Here is a 16,404-nt window from a genome sequence, read left to right on the forward strand (position 1 = left end):
TTTTATCACCCTGCAAGTTTTCCGGGAACATAAAAAACCGCCGAAACCAAGGTTCCGGCGGCGTCTGGTACAGAATCCTCCACACTCACGTAGAGTCTGGCTGTACGATTACAAATACAGAATAAACCACACTCTTATAAAAGTTAGGCATAGTATATTTGTACGCAAAAAAGCCGCCGGAACCGATACGGTTCCCGGCGGCTCTAATAAGCATTAAAAGAGCTTACCCGCTAAGCTGAATCAGACTTACTGAACAGCCGCTGTTCCCGGAAGACACGTATCTACAACAGTTACAACCGTCGAAACAATCATTGTATATGCTGTCATATTCATCGTCTCCTTCCGAAATAATCTGTTGCTATCATAAACGGACTTCATACTAAATGTCAACCTATAATGCAATATTAATTTACAAAATCTGCTTCAGTTCATAAAGCTCATCAATTGTTTTCCACGGACCACCTTCAAGCCCATCATCCCATGGATGATTGCGGCGTAACCAGATGCTTTCGATCCCCGCTTTACCGGCACCCCAAATATCATTAACCGGATGATCCCCTATAAATAGTGTCTTATCGGCTTCTGTTCCCAGACGTTCCAGCGCAAGCCGATAGATGGCTGGATCAGGTTTACTGATTCCAGCTTCTCCGGAAATCACAATTGTTTTGAAGAAGCTACGCAGATTCAGCTTGTCGATTTTACCATCCTGGATATGCTTTTTCCCATTGGTCACTAGTCCGAGCACATAACCGCGCGCCTGGCAATGCTCCAGAATATCCAGGGCATGCTTCATCAGCGCACCATGGTGACTGTAGCTTTCATCATAATAAGTGCGAATATGGGCGGCAGAAACCGGTGTCCTCCAAGGCAGTATCTCGCTCAGCTCGGCAAAAAAACCATCCTTGTCCCTGTAACCGTCATTATCCCTGATGATCATATCTTCGACCACCCTGTCCATCTCCTCTGGAGATAAGTGGCCTAGAAAATCGCGTACAAACTGGGTGCTGAAGCTGCGGAACGTATGATCACGGTCCATAAGAGTATTATCAAGATCAAACAGCAAGCCTTGTATTTTTGTCATAAGTTCACCAATTCGCTAGATTTCGTGTTCCCGTACAAGTAACCTGTCTACAGGTTCACAGTTAAAACTATATCACGCCTGATCCTTTTCTGAAAAGAAAAGGGTCTCATGAACCGGCAGCCCACACCTCCCGATTTGTCCGACTGGACTTGAAGACGATATAATAAAGGTCAATCTGTCTACAGAAAGGAAACCTAGGATGAACAAACACCGTTTGGGAACATCAGAACTATACATTAGCGAAATTGGACTCGGCTGCATGTCGCTCGGAACAGAGGAAGACAAAGGCGTCTATCTCATTCATGAAGCACTGGAGAAGGGTATCAACTTCCTGGATACCGCCGATCTGTACGATGCAGGCCGCAATGAGGAGATCATAGGCCAGGCCATTCGCCACCGCCGCGAGGATGTGGTTATTGCCACCAAGGTGGGCAACCGCAGAAGGCCAGGTCAAGAAGGCTGGGATTGGGACCCTTCCAAGGCCTATATCAAATCAGCAGTCAAAGACAGTTTGCGGAGATTGCAGACGGACTACATCGATCTGTATCAGCTCCACGGCGGGACAATCGAGGACCCTATTGAGGAAACTATCGAGGCGTTCGAGGAGCTGAAGCAGGAGGGCTTCATCCGTTACTATGGCATCTCCTCCATCCGCCCCAATGTAATCAGAGAATATGTCAAACGCTCTAATATTATCAGTGTTATGAGTCAATACAGCATTTTGGACCGGCGTCCGGAGGAAGAGATTCTTCCGCTGCTAGCCCAGCATGATATCAGTCTGATCGCCCGGGGGCCACTGGCTGGGGGAATCCTGACTGAGCGAGGCCGAGTCAAAGCAGAGAAGAACTATTTGGATTATGACCGGGAGGCATTGCTCGCGCTCCATGACAAGCTGACACAGCAGAGTGGCGATGGCCTTCATTTGACCCAAACGGCACTGCGTTATCCATTGTCCCATCCTTCTGTAGCAACAATCATTCCGGGCGCAAGTAGTCTGGAACAGTTATTGCAGAATGTAGCGGCCGCCGGGAGTCCCCCGCTCTCTGAGGAGACTCTGAATATACTCCGGGGTATTAGCAATGCTAATCAGTATGCACAGCATCGTTAATACAACGGTAATGCATTTTTCCTGCTAAAATAATTTGCACAAGAGGCTGGTCCAACCGAACAAAGCGGTTAGATCAGCTTCTTTTATTCTCTCCGTAAATTTCACCCCATCTGTATTAATTATCATCCTATAGGCGAATACCGTGGTCGTTCTGGGTTGCAGTCCATAGACTGGTGTCAGGAGTTCAAATCTAGATGGGTAAATTCTGGGAGGGTAATGTTATGGAAACGCAAGACATTCAACAAATCAGCTGGAACTGTATGAATAAATATGTTGGGATCGTGACAACGGACGGTCAATCCCATGACGGATTTATTGCTCACGTTGATCAGGATTATATTACACTGGCAATTCCGACGGGTGAAATCATGACTCAGGCAAACGGAATACCTGCACAAGGCTCTACTTACAGACAATTCGGCTTCCGTCCCGGATTCTTTCCAAGACGGCGGTTTATCCATCGGCGTATTCCTTTTTTCGGTATCAGGGACCTGTTCCTGCTTCCTTTCTTCATCTAGCTTGCACTTACCCGTCTTCCACACTTCACACATCAACAAAAAGACTGTCTTGGAAAGGGTGCTGGTTGCCCTTTATCCGAGACAGTCTTTATCTTCTAGCCCCCTGCTCACCCTGTCACCCCCGTTACTCGAAATGCTCCGGTCTGTGAGTAAGCATCATTTCCTCTTCCGTGATATACAGTGGAAAAGGCGGGGTCTCCTTGAGATACCTTTCCGTTGACAGAAGCCGGTAGTGCACCTCGGGCAACCAGGCATCCTCCAGTAGCGGCAGCTTGCCGGTATCGCTAATATAGTTGTCCACAGCGGACTGAACCATGTCCAAATAATAAGGAATTAGCTTGTCTTTTTCCTCAAAGATTTCAAAGGTCTCACGAGACATAAAGAACTTCTGCTCCGGAACACCGCCTAAATAACGTTTGAGACGGTCCACATCAATACTCTTATCTTCATTGATCAGTACAGTGCGATTGATCGGGTCCGGCATATCGGCTTCGAACTGCCTCACAGCCTGCTTGATCTGCGGCAGAGTTACAGCAATGGTCGGGGATGCTTTTTTAGCGCGTTTAAATATCATACCGAAAGTCTCCTTTCAATGCATATATTAGTTAACGCTTACAATTCCATTTTATGCAATTCCCAATCCTTTAAACCGTTATAAGCCCAAGTTTCACATAACCTTATCATTTAGAGCCTTTTATTTGACATATTCCCAATGTGTCCACATCTCCGGCGGATTCAGCTCGTACTTGTCATTCTCCCGGTACATGAACTGATGCATGATGAACTCCCGGCGGATAGTGGCAAAATCGTCGTGAAACGGCTTGATGAACTCATTGATCTCTTTCTCGGTGTACACCACACCAGGTTCCAGCTTCTCCACAATGTACTGCAAGGCAATCAGCTTCTTCTTGTACTGGGCCGGAATTTGCCGCAGACGGCCGTCCTTGGCGAAGAAATTACGAATCACCGACTCCTTGAGACTGTTCTCAGGTGACTGCTCTTCCATATCCCGGGCTCCTTTCGCAAAAATAAACTCCAAAGATGCTTCCGCATTCTCTCTGATGAACTCAGGATTCAGCTTGAAAAAGACTGTATTCTTGTCACGACGTTCCTTAATCAGCGCAGCTTCGCGCAATTTGGCGGCATGATGGGTAACCGTTGGCTGGGAGAGATTCAGCTTCTCAGCCAGCGCATGTCCGTGCATTTCTCCTTGAGATAACAAGAGCAACATGCGGAGGCGGGTAGGGTCGGCCAGCGCCTTATGATAATTAACGATTTTGTCGAGCTGCACTTGATACACTCCTTACTGACATTCAGATCTTGATGATAAAGTTGAAATAACTTTAGATATATATCTAATTATACACCATCCTAACATTACAAGCAATATAAAAGCGCTTACTTTTCGTCCTTATGGAAAAAAACTTGGATTTGGAGTAGGATTTAGAGGTCCGGCTTTTTGCCGGATCCGTTATACAGAATAAAAAGATAGGATTTCACGGGAGGTTACCAGCAACATGAAAGATGTTATCATCATCGGGGCCGGGCCCTGCGGGCTTTCAGCAGCTATCGAATGCCAGCGTCAGGGGCTGTCCAGCCTCATTATTGAAAAGAACTTCATTGTCCATTCTATTTATTTGTATCCCACCAATATGCAGTTCTTCAGCACGGCAGAGCTTCTGGAAATTGGCGATGTACCATTCACCTCGCCAAATGACAAGCCTTATCGCCATGAAGCGCTTGTCTACTACCGCCGCGCCGCTGAGCAGCATGGTGTGGAAATTGCCGCTTATGAAGAGGCGCTGTCAATTGAAACACTCGAGGATGGAACTTTTGTCGTACATACATCCAATATGCGCGGCGAGCAGCACAGTCATAAAGCGGGTCATGTTGTGATTGCGACCGGTTATTTTGACCAACCTAATATGATTGGCATTCCCGGCGAGGAGCTTCCAAAGGTCACTCACTACTTCGGGGAAGCACACCCTTACACAGGGATGAAGGTTACCGTCATAGGTGGCAGTAACTCGGCAGTAGATGCTGCGCTGGAGCTGATGCGTGTGGGTGCCTCTGTAGATATGGTCTATCGCGGAGACAGCATTTCGGACAATATTAAGTCATGGGTACGGCCGATCTTCGAAGGCATGGTGCAAAAAGGAAAGATCCGGCTGCATCTTCAGTCCCGTGTTACAGAAATTAAGCCGGATTCAGTATTGATTACAAGTCATTATGGCGAGACTAACGTCATCGACAATGATTTTGTCCTGGCGCTAACTGGCTTCAAGCCAAGCCGGGCCCTGCTCTCTTCCGCCGGTGCAGCTATGAATGACGATCTGGATAAACCTGTATACGACCCTGTTACCATGGAGTCAACGGTGCCAGGGATTTACGTAGCAGGAGTGATCGCCTCCGGTCGCAATGCCAATGAGGTCTTCATTGAGACTGGACGGGGACATGGCAAACTGATTGTGGATCACATCCTCTCGAAGTCAAGGTAATCAGACAAGGAGTTGAAGCACGGATGGACATGACTTCTTTGCTGCTGCTGGGACTGGCCGCACTGGGTATTGTCAGCAACAATTCGCCTGTCACTATCGCGATGGTCGTTCTGCTGCTAATAAGGGTACTAGGGCTGCATCAAGCCTTCCCCTGGCTGGAGAAATACGGACTCACCATCGGGATTATCATCCTGACGATCGGCGTCATGACCCCGCTGGCCAGCGGCAAAATCTCTCTGCAGACGGTCGGCCAGTCCTTCCTGCACTGGAAATCGCTCGCTGCGATCGGCATCGGCATTCTTGTGGCCTATCTTGGCGGACGCGGCGCTATCCTGATGGGCAACCAGCCCACCGTTGTCGCCGGTCTCTTGATCGGCACAGTTATCGGTGTGGCCTTCTTCAAGGGCGTGCCGGTCGGCCCGCTGATCGCCGCGGGGATTCTATCGCTGTTGATTGGAAAATTGTAATTCACTCGGATCGGGCGGGAATTCACAATAGGAATTCACCTATTGAAGCCGCTCAAATTCATTTTTCACCTCCATTTCATATCCGCACAAATAGCTGCTTCAGGTACTGAAGCAGCTATTTGTATCTATTGGCAATAAGCTTTTTTTAAAGCGAATTTTAATGATTTGGCTAGAAATAGTCTCTAATCTATTATTCCTATCATTAAGTGAAATGAAGAATCAAACAGAAGATCAGGTGCTATTCAGCAGCGGGATATCCTGTGAATAAGCGAGCATTTGTAAGAATAAACCTTATTATAGTTAGAGGTGAAATTGAGCTTTAAGTCGCAAATCCCCCCTCAACTGTGCCCGTCTTATTAGCAGTGAAAATAGCTCTACCTCCCCGACTAATAACATTTTTACACCTTATATTTGTCGATTATAGGTATACAAAGTAAATAAGTACATTTCTGTACCTTAATTTTGCTAATTGAGGCGTTATAACGAGAATAAGTGCATTATTGTAACTTATTTTCAAAAAAAATAAGCCAGAAGGCCTTTTAGCGAATATTTAGTATACAAAATTGCACTTAATTCCCAATATACTGGTATTCGCAGACAATTTAGGGTACAAAAATGCCGTTAATTACACTTTAAAAATAACTTTTATATAGATTGAACTTAGGATTCTTACACGGGGTTAGATCACCTTTGCGGTAAACGTTTGGACTTTCGGCCGCTGTTGTCTCCAGATTTCTTATGATTGTACCGTTATTCGCGGATAAAGTCCGGAGACAGCCTTTGCTTCCGATGCAAGCTTTTCTACGAAAAGCTTTTAGACGGTCGCTTCCGCTCCTTCAGTTCCAAACTTCCCCTCCATTCTGTTCCCCTAGTTTAAATTTTTCAGTTCAATCTATATAGCTTTGTTTGTTATTTTATTGCGTTCTAAATAGTAAATTATTTTAAGCTTCGGAGTAGGCTGAGGAGAGGTGTAAATTGACTTTATTATCAAAAAGAAATTTGAAATTGATAAGGTACTTTTTTTCTCTGGGAGTAATCATATTCGCCATCTTTATTTTTATTTATCCATTTGAAAGGTATTTCCTAGGTTTAATGGTTTTGAACTTGAGTTTAGTTATGCTAATTCAGTCTATAGAGTTAAAAAGATATGAATCAAAGGCTCATACATACCTTCAATTCATATCTTGTATAATTGCTTGCATTTTGTGTTTAGCTGCTTCGTGTTATATTCTTATTTCAAACTAGTGAAATCATTGCCCGGAATAGCTGGGCCAAACGACAGTTACTCATCAGCAGTAATCGATTGCGGAAGCTCGCCTGCCATTCTTTTCTCCACAACCAACGGTTCTGCATAGCCATGCTCTGCCTGAATCTTCTTCATGGCTTCCTGCGCCGCTTTCTCCGTCGGATAATACCCTGCTTCCACGAGGTATAAGCCCTTCTGGTCCTTCAGCATACGTAATCCCTCTACCCCGAACAGCATTTCTTCAGCAATAGCTAGCGTCTCCCCAGCGGGCTGAGAAGGTGTCCGCAGCGAATACACAGGTTGCTCCTGAACGCCCGCTCCCTTCTTCAATGTAATCACCACTTGTGCAGGATCTTTGTACTCTTTGACCTCATAGGCAACCGGCTCTTTGAAAGTTACACTAAACCGAATAGCGGAGTCATCGAGCGTGATGAGCGGATAGGCATCCTCTACAAAACGACTCTCCTTCAGAGTCTCCAAGTCTTTGGCCGCCGAGAATTTTCTCGCACCACTGACAGAAATGGTCATCGTGTAAGGATATTCTGTAAACTTCACGTTATACGAACTCGCCAGTGTCTGATCTTCATCAGGGTTGGCAAAATTCAATATTAACTGATCACGCTCGCCCTGTGTCTTCAAAGCAATAAAGTCCACATCGACCCCATCTTGGATCGTGCCGCCACCAGCGCTTCCGTGGGTAAACTGCAACACCTCTACCAGCTTGCCCAGTACAGGCACTTGCTCCAGACTTCCTGCGAATGCAGGCATCGTATTCACACTTATAGTAAAAGAAATCAGCACCGCCGCCGCTGCTGAACCGCCCCATTTCAGGCTCCGCCGTACCACGCTATTTTTGCGCCGATGTTGCTTGCCTCTTTCAATCCCCTTATGGACAGCGGCCGACAGCTCTTGAGGAATCTCTATATCGTTATATGCTTGCTGCATCACTTCCAGTTTCTTATCCAAGGTGCTCACTCTCCTCCAGATTGATTTTTAATTTCTCCAATCCTCTGTAGAGGACCGATTTGACCGAGCTCAAGGGCTGTTCCAGGATTTCGGCAATGTCCTTCAGCGGCAAGTCTTCGAAATACCTCATAACGATTACCATTCGCGACTTTTCATCCAGCCCATCCAGCGCTTCGTGCAAGTCAATGATTTCTTCCTTCTGCCCCGGTACATAGCTGCCTTCAGGTTCTTTCTCCATGTAGATGATTTTCTGGGATTTGCGGATATGATCGAGTGCGCAATTCACCGCAATCCTGGTAAGCCAGGTCGCAAAATATTGCGGCTGCTGCAATTTATGAATGGAAATATAGGCTTTATAGACTGTCTCCTGGACAATCTCCAGCGCCTCATCCTTGTTCCTGACATAAGAAAATGCCATTCTGTAAATCCGCTCCTGCATGCCCTCGATCAGGGTGATGAAGCTGTCTTCATCGCCGGCGATTGCCCGCTCAGCCAGTACTTCAACGTTCATGCTGCTCACTTCCTTTCTTAACGTATACACCAGTTAGACGTGCAGCCCTCCCAAAAAGACGCAAGGACTCAAAAAAACTTTTGCTGATGCTATAAAAGACGAACTTAAGATATGAACGTAAGGCTCGGTCGTCACTACGGTGAATGTTGGACTTCCGGTCGCTGTTATCCCCAGATTTCTTTGATTAAACCGCTTTTAGCGGATGAAATCTGGTGACAAAGGCGAACGCGTTCGCTCCTACAGTTCCAACCTTTCCCCTTCGTTCCTTCTCGCTTTTTGTTATTTTCTTATGTGCATCTTATAAATCAAGCAAATGAAAAAAGCGGCGTCTCTCCCGAGATCACCGCTGCTCTCTTCTATGCAATCCAGCCAGTGGATATGCTGTCTAAATTAAACATCCAATCGCTGTACGTTAAAGAGCCGGGCATAACTTCCGTCCAATGCCATCAGCTGTTCATGTGTGCCCCGTTCTGTGATCGATCCATTCTCCAGTACGACAATCTGATCGGCATGGGTAATCGTAGACAGCCGGTGAGCAACAATCAAGGTCGTCCGCTCCGAAGCCAGCGACTGAAGTGACTGCTGAATCAGATGCTCTGACTCGAGGTCCAGTGCTGAGGTGGCTTCATCCAGAATAAGCACCTTAGGATTTTTGAGGAAAACACGGGCAATCGCAATCCGCTGCTTTTGTCCGCCGGACAACTTGACGCCCCGCTCGCCCACTTCCGTATCATATCCCTGCGGCAGCTGCATGATGAAATCATGGGCATTGGCTGCCTGCGCCGCCGCGATGATGCTCTCTTCAGGTGCCTGCGGATTCCCGAATAGAATATTTTCACGCACCGAACCGCTGAACAGGAAGTTGTCTTGAAGGACCATCCCGACAGCTCCGCGCAGACTCTCCTGCGTTAAGCTCCGAATATCTTGATCGTCTACGCATAGACTACCCTCAGTGACATCATAGAAGCGCGGAATCAGGCTGATCAGCGATGATTTGCCACCACCACTCATGCCAACAAAGGCCACCGTTTGTCCCGGTTGAATGGATAGATCAATATCTTTTAATACCCAATCGCCTTCCGGGCTGTACTTGAACCACACATGACGGAAGTCGATCGCGCCCGACCCTCCACTCAAATTTCTGGCTCCCGGCTCATCGACGATATCATAGGGCTCCTCAAGCAGCTCCAGCACCCGTTCTAATGAGGCCGAGGCCTGGGTCAGAACCGTAGAAGAGTTAATCAGACGCCGAAGCGGCGCATACATCCGATCCAGATAACCGAAGAAAGCAACAAAGGTCCCAAGGGTCAGATTCCCCTGTATAACTTGATAACCTCCGTACCCGATCACAAGCAGCGGGGCGATATCCGTTAAGGTATTGATGATGGCAAAAGTGAATGCATTCCAGCGCGTCTGGGCCATCGCTTTGTTCAGAAAATTAGCATTGATGCCTTCGAATTTCTTCTGGTCAACACGCTCCATCGTAAAGCTGCGGATCACAGAGATCCCTTGAATGCGCTCGTGCAAATAGCCCTGAATACCGGCCAGCGCCTGCGAGCGATCTTTGGTCAGGATCTTAAGCCGCTTATACAGCGTGTTCACTGCAATACCGTACAGAGGCAGTATCGCAATGGAGACCAGAGCCAGCACCGGATTCAGGTAGAACATGAACGCCAGAGCGAAGACCAGCGTGAACATATCCAGCCAGACATTCATCATGCCGACCTCTACCAGATTCTTCGTCTGCTCCACATCATTGATAAATCTGGAAATGGCCTCGCCTACTTTGGTATTCTGATAGTAACGTAGTGATAAGCGCTGCAAATGAGCGTATAGCTTGTTACGCATATCGAACAGCACTTTACTGGTAATGAGCTGGGCAAAATACTGACGGTAATATTCCACCGGCCCGCGAACGATAACGAATAACACAAAGGCACCGCCCAGGATCATCATTAATTGCGAAACTCGTTCGTTAACGGTCATCGCCGGATTCATCAAAAGGTCGTCCACGACGTATTTTAGAATAATAGGAAGTGTCAGCGGAATGCTGAATTTGATCATCCCTATGATCAGGGTGATAATGATCCATTTCATATATGGACGTACAAAGGTATAATAAGATTTCCAGTACTTCACAGGTTAGGGTGTCCTTTCTTCTAGCTGGTGTGTGCATGGTGATGTTGACTTTTGCTCTCCACAATGTTTTTATAAGGCTATGTCCATTAGTAGGATAAGCAGCACCCGAACTTCAGGAGGATAATGATGTCAAGACAATTTGTGACGGAAGCCGTCATGATGGCGATTTACGGTCAACTTTTAGTGCCGGGAAGCCCTGTGGAATACATAGTTCCCTACACCTCGGTGATGGAATTATATGAACTGCGGGACAGCGATGAGCCGCTGATGAACCGTGCAGATGACGACAAGCATGTCAAGAGCAAGATCGGCGAGCTGATCGCATATTTTGAAGAACCGCTTAATGCCAAGAAAATCAATCGCTGTCTCGCTGTGCCTTGGGCCAAAAGCTCCGGGATTCTTCTGGGCGAGCAAGCGCAAATTACCATCATCAACAGTATGGATACCGCTCCGTACGGTGAGATGTTCGATCCGATTGAGACTGAGCTGCTTCTCTCCTCCCAGCGGGAGAACGTGCCTATTCTAACAGACCAATTCGAGCTGATCCAGCGCATTATCGAAGGCGGCGTCCCGGTTCAGGTGTTCGATATTGACGATTTTGATTTTGCAATGGAGGAAGATTCCTTCCGCAGCTCCCATTGATCCAGGGTAACTTCCCGGACTGATCTCCATATTCCATATGAAAAGCCCCTGCCTCGGCAGGGGCTTTTTGAAAAATATAAGAATGCATATGTTCTACGCTGTAAACATCCTTATATTTCTCGCTACTTCTGAAGCTCAGCGGACGCGGTCTTTGCTTTATAAATGTATTCGATATCGTCCTCAGCCTCATGATATTCAATGGCAAGGTCATACCCCTCCATATACCACAAATCCTGCTCCTCCATAAAGAACACGATGCCCTCCTGCTCAATCCGGTCACCCGGCGTTACAGCGGCCTCGGTGGCGAGCCCCAGCGAGAATCCAGGGTGGAGTCCGCCGCCCGAGCTATACCGGGGAAATAAACGAATAGAGTCTCCGTTATTAAGTGCCAGTTCTCGCTTGAACCAGGCTGCAGCAGCTTGGCTAATTGCCATACTCATCTCTCTCAACTCCTTTGTGTAACCTTAATCATACTGAAAAAAATCAAAGATTCCAAACTGCTTTTTAAAAAAAAGCTAAAAAAATTTGTTTGACAACGTCTTGAAGCGAATGATAAACTCTGAACATAACGAATATTCTTCAAGTTATTACCAAAAAATGAACGAAAGGGTGAGAGCGGTGTTTATCACAGTACAGGACCATTACTTTACAATTGTCGGCAACCATACACAATCGAATACCGAAGCAGCCCAAATGGTGGAACTCTCCTGAAGCTTTGCGGATCATACATACCGCATGTCTTAAGGTAACGAAAATCTTCCCATGCCAGGTGCTGCTTTGCACCGTGCGCATGATAGCCTCTAATTACACAGGTATATCGTCCGTTTTCGGATGATATGCCTTTTTTGTTGGAGATTTTCCACTATCCGCTGTATCCCAATTGCCGACTTAATTACAACCTGAAAGGAAGGGATTTACCTTGTTCTCTGTTCTTAAAAATCTCGGATGGTTCTTCCGCCGGGAAAAAAGGCGCTATTCGCTCGGCCTTTTCTTGCTGATCGCAGTAGGTGTGCTGGAACTATTGCCACCTCGCCTGCTCGGCAATGCCATTGACGAAATCGTCCGCGGCTCCGTCACGGCGAGCTCCCTGATCAAGTACATTGGTCTGATCGTGGCTTTGCTGCTATTTATCTACTGGATCACGTACATATGGATGCACAAATTATTCGGCGGCTCTAACCTTGTAGAGCGTCTGCTGCGTTCCCGGTTCATGAATCACCTGATGACCATGACGCCTTCGTTCTTCGAACGCAACCGTACCGGCGACCTTATGGCCCGAGCCACCAATGACATCCGTGCAGTCTCCGCTACTGTAGGATTCGGCATGCTGACCCTTGTAGATTCCACGGTATATCTTACCGTCGTCCTGCTGGCCATGGGATTTCTGGTCAGTTGGAAGCTTACGCTGGCTGCCGTACTGCCCCTGCCACTCATCGCAATAGCAATGGTCTTCTATGGTAAAGCCATACATGACCGGTACAGTCTGGCCCAGGATGCTTTTGGTGACATGAATGACCAGGTTCTGGAATCCGTCTCCGGCGTGCGCGTGATTCGCGCTTATGTACAGGAGCGCCTCGATGAGAAGCGCTTTGCTGACATCACGGAAGATGTATACCGCAAAAATATGGCTGTAGCCCGGGTCGATGCCTTCTTTGAGCCAACCATCCGTTTCTGCGTAGGATTGAGTTATATTATTGGACTCACCTATGGTATCTACTTAGTCTTCCGCAACCAGATCACGCTCGGCGATCTGATCTCCTTCAATATGTACCTCGGGATGATTGTCTGGCCGATGTTCGCCATTGGCGAATTGATCAACATTATGCAACGCGGCGGCGCCTCGCTGGAACGTATTGACGAAACCACGGGAACCCAGCCAGACGTAACCGATCTTCCGAACCCTGTAGATGTTGCAGCCGGACCTAACGGCATTGAATTGAAAAATGTGACCTTCCGTTATCCTTCATCCACCATTGATAATCTGATCGGAATCAACCTGTCCCTTGAACGCGGACAGACGCTAGGCGTTGTAGGGCGAACCGGTAGCGGTAAATCCACACTGCTGAAGCAGCTTCTACATGAATATCCGACCGGTAGCGGAGACATTCTGATCTCCGGTGTGCCGATCCAGAAGATTACCCTGGACCAGTTGCATAGCTGGATGGGCTATGTTCCGCAGGAACAAATCCTGTTCTCCAAAAGTGTGCGGCAGAATATCCAGTTCGGACTGGAGAATGCCGGTGATGACAAGATTATGGACGCCATTACTGCGGCTGCATTCCAGAATGACCTCGGCACCTTGTCCGACGGACTGGATACGCTAGTCGGCGAACGCGGGGTATCCCTCTCCGGAGGACAAAAGCAGCGTGTCTCGCTGTCCCGGGCATTTATCGCCAATCCGGAAATTCTAATCTTGGACGATGCGCTGTCCGCCGTAGATGCACGGACAGAAGCACAGATCATTGAGAACATCCGGCAGGAGCGTGCCGGCAAAACAACGCTGATCTCTACCCACCGTCTCTCCGCCGTCGAACACGCCGATCAGATTGTCGTGCTGGACAACGGACATATTACAGAGCGGGGAACACACGAAGAACTGCTTGAATTAAACGGCTGGTACCGTGAACAATATGACAGGCAGCAGATCGAGAATAACCTGTCCAACTAAACAGCCTGAGCTACAGACCAACTAACAGGAGGTGTCACCGTTGACACAAAGTACAGGCAAACGCCTGCTCCAATATGCATTAACCGCTAAAAAAACATTTATCGCAGCCTTGCTGCTGCTGTCCATCGGCGTTGCGGCTGAGCTTGCCGGTCCCTTCATCGCCAAGAGCATGATCGACAACCATATGCTGGCGATTGAGAAGCCTTATTTCAAAACCGCATCTTCAGAGGAAGCCGCGGTCTATAATAATGAGTATTACAAACGCGCCGACCGCTTCCAGCCGGGTGAGGCCAAAGGCCAGGAAATCCGCCTGTTGCAGGCTGGACGCAGCTTCTATTTTATCAACAGTGCTGTAGATCAGCCCGATGGTGAACGCACCTTCCGTGACGGAGAGCTTCATATCGTCCGCGGCGGGAATGAGGTCACCTATCCGGCAGTGAAGCTTTCTGTGGATGAGCTGTTCGCCTTCTACAAGCCCGAGCTGCCAGGCATCTATGAGCTGGTAGGGCTCTATGCCCTGTTCCTTGTAATCTCCATCTTCGCGGAATTTGGGAAAACCTACTGGCTGCAATCGTCAGCCAACCAGGTTATCCGCAAGCTGCGGACTGATGTCTATGCGCATATCCAGCGCCTTCCGGTCCACTTTTTTGACAACCTGCCAGCGGGTAAAGTCGTTTCCCGGGTCACGAATGATACGGAAGCCATCAAGGACCTGTTCATCGCCGTCTTATCCAACTTCAGCACCGGTGTAATTAATATTATTGGTGTCTATATCGCACTGTTCCTGCTGGATGTCCGGCTTGGACTGGTCAGTCTCTTCATTATTCCGGCACTAATCCTTTGGATTGTTATCTACCGGAAGGTGGCGACCAAGTACAACACGATCATCCGCTCCCGTCTGAGTGAGATCAACGCCATTATCAACGAATCCATTCAGGGGATGTCGATCATCCGGATTTTCCGCCGCCAGAAGGAGCGCAGCGAAGAGTTCGAGAAACTAAATGACGATTATCTGAAGTATCAGAACAAAATGCTTAACCTCAATGCGCTGACCTCGCACAATCTGGTCAACTCGATCCGCAGCCTGTCCTTTGTCCTTGTCCTCTGGTACTTTGGCTTTGGGAGTCTGGACGGCTCAACATTCGTCTCGCTCGGTGTGCTGTATGCCTTCGTCGATGTGCTGGGCCGGATGTTCCAGCCGATCACAGGTATGGTCAACCAGTTGGCGAACCTTGACAGCTCCATGGTCTCCGCAGGCCGTGTGTTCACACTGATGGATGAACCGGGCGAAGCTGTGACCGACGGCACCATGCCTCGCTATAAAGGCAATGTGGCTTTCAAGAATGTATCCTTCGCCTACAAAAAAGACTTTGTCCTGCGCGATATTTCTTTCGAGGCTCGTCCGGGTGAGACTGTCGCCCTGGTGGGACACACAGGTTCAGGCAAAAGCTCGATCATTAACCTGCTGTTCCGATTCTACGATCCGCAGAAAGGCTCCATCACGATAGATGGCCAGGAGGTTACGAGTCTTCCGAAGCAGTGGATCCGTAACCATATGGGGATCGTTCTACAGGACCCTTACCTGTTCACCGGTACCATTGCTTCCAACGTTAGTCTTGGGGATGAACGCATCTCACGTGAGCGTGTGGAACGGGCTTTGCGTGAGGTAGGCGCAGATAAACTGCTGGCCCATCTTCCGCAGGGCTTCGATGAACCGGTAGTGGAAAAAGGCAGTACGTTGTCAGCCGGACAGCGTCAGCTAATTTCCTTTGCCCGTGCTCTCTCCTTCGATCCGGCGATTCTGATTCTGGATGAGGCAACCTCCAACATCGATACCGAGACGGAGAGCATTATCCAGGAAGCGCTGGAGGTGCTGAAGAAAGGTCGTACCACCTTCATCATTGCCCACCGTCTCTCGACAATCCGCTCCGCAGACCAGATTCTGGTGCTGCACCGCGGGGAGATCGTAGAACGCGGCAACCATGATGAATTGATGGCGCTCGGCGGAAGATACTTCCGCATGTATCAGCTTCAGGTCGGTGCTGCCGCAGCGGAAAGTACAAATCCTGTAGCAGCTGGTTCGGCACATCAGGCTTCTGCTGCTGGATTGCAGCCAGCATTTAAGAAAATGTAGCATATTCATGCCCCCTTTGCCTGTTGGCGGAGGGGCTTTTTTTTCTAAGTTCAGTCAATAGAAGCAGTTTAACGGATAAGAAATTGGGGAACAACAGCGATCACAAGTCCACACATCACTGGAATAATTGGCTGAGCCCAGGTTCGAAGCTTCAGAGGGGCTTTCGTAGCGGGAAAAATACCGTTAAATGCTTCCTTACATCTTATCAGTGCTTCCCAATACCACTGCTTCAGAAGGTTGAAACTCATGCATGGGGGCTAACGGACCCTAACGTCGTTATTTGCACATCAAGCAGCTTCTGGAATTTGTAACGGACTCAGGTGCCGCTATTTCCTCCCAAACCGTGGATTTTACACAGGATTTCTGCTCATAACGTCTTTGGAGTCCGTTATTTTCTGCTACGGTTGATTGTTAGGAGATAACGTC

At 48.2% G+C, this 16,404-nt stretch carries 14 protein-coding genes; 7 read left to right on the forward strand and 7 right to left on the reverse strand.

The features are described 5' to 3' along the window. Positions 1-409 precede the first annotated feature (409 nt). On the reverse strand, positions 410-1,081 hold the full coding sequence (locus ACFRAM_RS01575) for an HAD family hydrolase (RefSeq protein WP_379464261.1): 672 nt from the start codon (positions 1,079-1,081) through the stop codon (positions 410-412). A gap of 199 nt (positions 1,082-1,280) precedes the next feature. Between ACFRAM_RS01575 and ACFRAM_RS01580 the strand changes: the two genes are divergently transcribed. Together ACFRAM_RS01580 and ACFRAM_RS01585 are read left to right on the forward strand one after the other, a co-directional pair. Continuing rightward, positions 1,281-2,189 (forward strand): aldo/keto reductase, encoded by a 909-nt coding sequence (locus ACFRAM_RS01580; RefSeq protein ID WP_379464262.1) that lies wholly within the window; start codon positions 1,281-1,283, stop codon positions 2,187-2,189. A gap of 221 nt (positions 2,190-2,410) precedes the next feature. Beyond that, positions 2,411-2,707, forward strand: coding sequence for a phosphatidylinositol kinase (locus ACFRAM_RS01585; RefSeq protein WP_379464263.1), 297 nt, complete (start codon positions 2,411-2,413; stop codon positions 2,705-2,707). A 124-nt stretch (positions 2,708-2,831) separates the two neighbouring features. On the opposite strand, the gene ACFRAM_RS01590 is transcribed toward ACFRAM_RS01585, so the two are convergent. Further along, on the reverse strand, positions 2,832-3,281 hold the full coding sequence (locus tag ACFRAM_RS01590) for a DUF3939 domain-containing protein (RefSeq protein WP_379464264.1): 450 nt from the start codon (positions 3,279-3,281) through the stop codon (positions 2,832-2,834). Between the two features lie 120 nt (positions 3,282-3,401). After that, complete coding sequence (locus ACFRAM_RS01595; protein WP_175373307.1) at positions 3,402-3,998, reverse strand: DUF2087 domain-containing protein; 597 nt, start codon at positions 3,996-3,998, stop codon at positions 3,402-3,404. A 226-nt stretch (positions 3,999-4,224) separates the two neighbouring features. Here ACFRAM_RS01595 and ACFRAM_RS01600 point away from each other — a divergent pair, with 226 nt between their 5' ends. After that, positions 4,225-5,205 (forward strand): YpdA family putative bacillithiol disulfide reductase, encoded by a 981-nt coding sequence (locus ACFRAM_RS01600; protein WP_379464265.1) that lies wholly within the window; start codon positions 4,225-4,227, stop codon positions 5,203-5,205. Between the two features lie 23 nt (positions 5,206-5,228). Then, on the forward strand, positions 5,229-5,672 hold the full coding sequence (locus ACFRAM_RS01605; RefSeq protein WP_379464266.1) for a DUF441 domain-containing protein: 444 nt from the start codon (positions 5,229-5,231) through the stop codon (positions 5,670-5,672). Between the two features lie 1,282 nt (positions 5,673-6,954). On the opposite strand, the gene ACFRAM_RS01610 is transcribed toward ACFRAM_RS01605, so the two are convergent. The 3 genes from ACFRAM_RS01610 to ACFRAM_RS01620 all read right to left on the reverse strand — a co-directional run bounded on the left by ACFRAM_RS01610 (position 6,955) and on the right by ACFRAM_RS01620 (position 10,534). Next, positions 6,955-7,884, reverse strand: coding sequence for a DUF4179 domain-containing protein (locus ACFRAM_RS01610; protein WP_379464267.1), 930 nt, complete (start codon positions 7,882-7,884; stop codon positions 6,955-6,957). Further along, positions 7,877-8,395 carry a sigma-70 family RNA polymerase sigma factor gene (locus ACFRAM_RS01615; protein WP_379464268.1) on the reverse strand — a complete coding sequence of 173 codons (519 nt, stop codon included), beginning with the start codon at positions 8,393-8,395 and terminating at the stop codon, positions 7,877-7,879. Before ACFRAM_RS01615 ends, ACFRAM_RS01610 begins: the two co-directional genes overlap by 8 nt. Before the next feature lie 390 nt (positions 8,396-8,785). Further along, positions 8,786-10,534 (reverse strand): ABC transporter ATP-binding protein, encoded by a 1,749-nt coding sequence (locus tag ACFRAM_RS01620; protein WP_379464269.1) that lies wholly within the window; start codon positions 10,532-10,534, stop codon positions 8,786-8,788. A 126-nt stretch (positions 10,535-10,660) separates the two neighbouring features. Here ACFRAM_RS01620 and ACFRAM_RS01625 point away from each other — a divergent pair, with 126 nt between their 5' ends. Beyond that, positions 10,661-11,176 carry an ADP-heptose synthase gene (locus ACFRAM_RS01625; RefSeq protein WP_175373366.1) on the forward strand — a complete coding sequence of 172 codons (516 nt, stop codon included), beginning with the start codon at positions 10,661-10,663 and terminating at the stop codon, positions 11,174-11,176. Positions 11,177-11,298: 122 nt separating this feature from the next. On the opposite strand, the gene ACFRAM_RS01630 is transcribed toward ACFRAM_RS01625, so the two are convergent. Continuing rightward, positions 11,299-11,616 (reverse strand): HesB/YadR/YfhF family protein, encoded by a 318-nt coding sequence (locus tag ACFRAM_RS01630; RefSeq protein WP_379464270.1) that lies wholly within the window; start codon positions 11,614-11,616, stop codon positions 11,299-11,301. A 479-nt stretch (positions 11,617-12,095) separates the two neighbouring features. Here ACFRAM_RS01630 and ACFRAM_RS01635 point away from each other — a divergent pair, with 479 nt between their 5' ends. Further along, on the forward strand, positions 12,096-13,844 hold the full coding sequence (locus tag ACFRAM_RS01635; protein ID WP_175373313.1) for an ABC transporter ATP-binding protein: 1,749 nt from the start codon (positions 12,096-12,098) through the stop codon (positions 13,842-13,844). A gap of 40 nt (positions 13,845-13,884) precedes the next feature. After that, the gene (locus tag ACFRAM_RS01640) at positions 13,885-15,978 is read left to right on the forward strand and encodes an ABC transporter ATP-binding protein (RefSeq protein ID WP_379464271.1); all 2,094 of its coding nucleotides are present in this window, start codon (positions 13,885-13,887) and stop codon (positions 15,976-15,978) included. The last annotated feature ends 426 nt before the right edge of the window (positions 15,979-16,404 follow it).

Source organism: Paenibacillus sp. NPDC056722 (genome assembly GCF_042790635.1).
GTDB lineage: Bacteria > Bacillota > Bacilli > Paenibacillales > Paenibacillaceae > Paenibacillus_AQ > Paenibacillus_AQ agri.

Coding starts and splice junctions, on each gene's coding strand:
- ACFRAM_RS01600 (WP_379464265.1), top strand. CDS start 4,225: ATGAAAGATGTTATCATCATCGGGGCCGGGCCCTGCGGGCTTTCAGCA.
- ACFRAM_RS01575 (WP_379464261.1), bottom strand. CDS start 1,081: ATGACAAAAATACAAGGCTTGCTGTTTGATCTTGATAATACTCTTATG.
- ACFRAM_RS01590 (WP_379464264.1), bottom strand. CDS start 3,281: ATGATATTTAAACGCGCTAAAAAAGCATCCCCGACCATTGCTGTAACT.
- ACFRAM_RS01625 (WP_175373366.1), top strand. CDS start 10,661: ATGTCAAGACAATTTGTGACGGAAGCCGTCATGATGGCGATTTACGGT.
- ACFRAM_RS01615 (WP_379464268.1), bottom strand. CDS start 8,395: ATGAACGTTGAAGTACTGGCTGAGCGGGCAATCGCCGGCGATGAAGAC.
- ACFRAM_RS01585 (WP_379464263.1), top strand. CDS start 2,411: ATGGAAACGCAAGACATTCAACAAATCAGCTGGAACTGTATGAATAAA.
- ACFRAM_RS01605 (WP_379464266.1), top strand. CDS start 5,229: ATGGACATGACTTCTTTGCTGCTGCTGGGACTGGCCGCACTGGGTATT.
- ACFRAM_RS01580 (WP_379464262.1), top strand. CDS start 1,281: ATGAACAAACACCGTTTGGGAACATCAGAACTATACATTAGCGAAATT.
- ACFRAM_RS01630 (WP_379464270.1), bottom strand. CDS start 11,616: ATGAGTATGGCAATTAGCCAAGCTGCTGCAGCCTGGTTCAAGCGAGAA.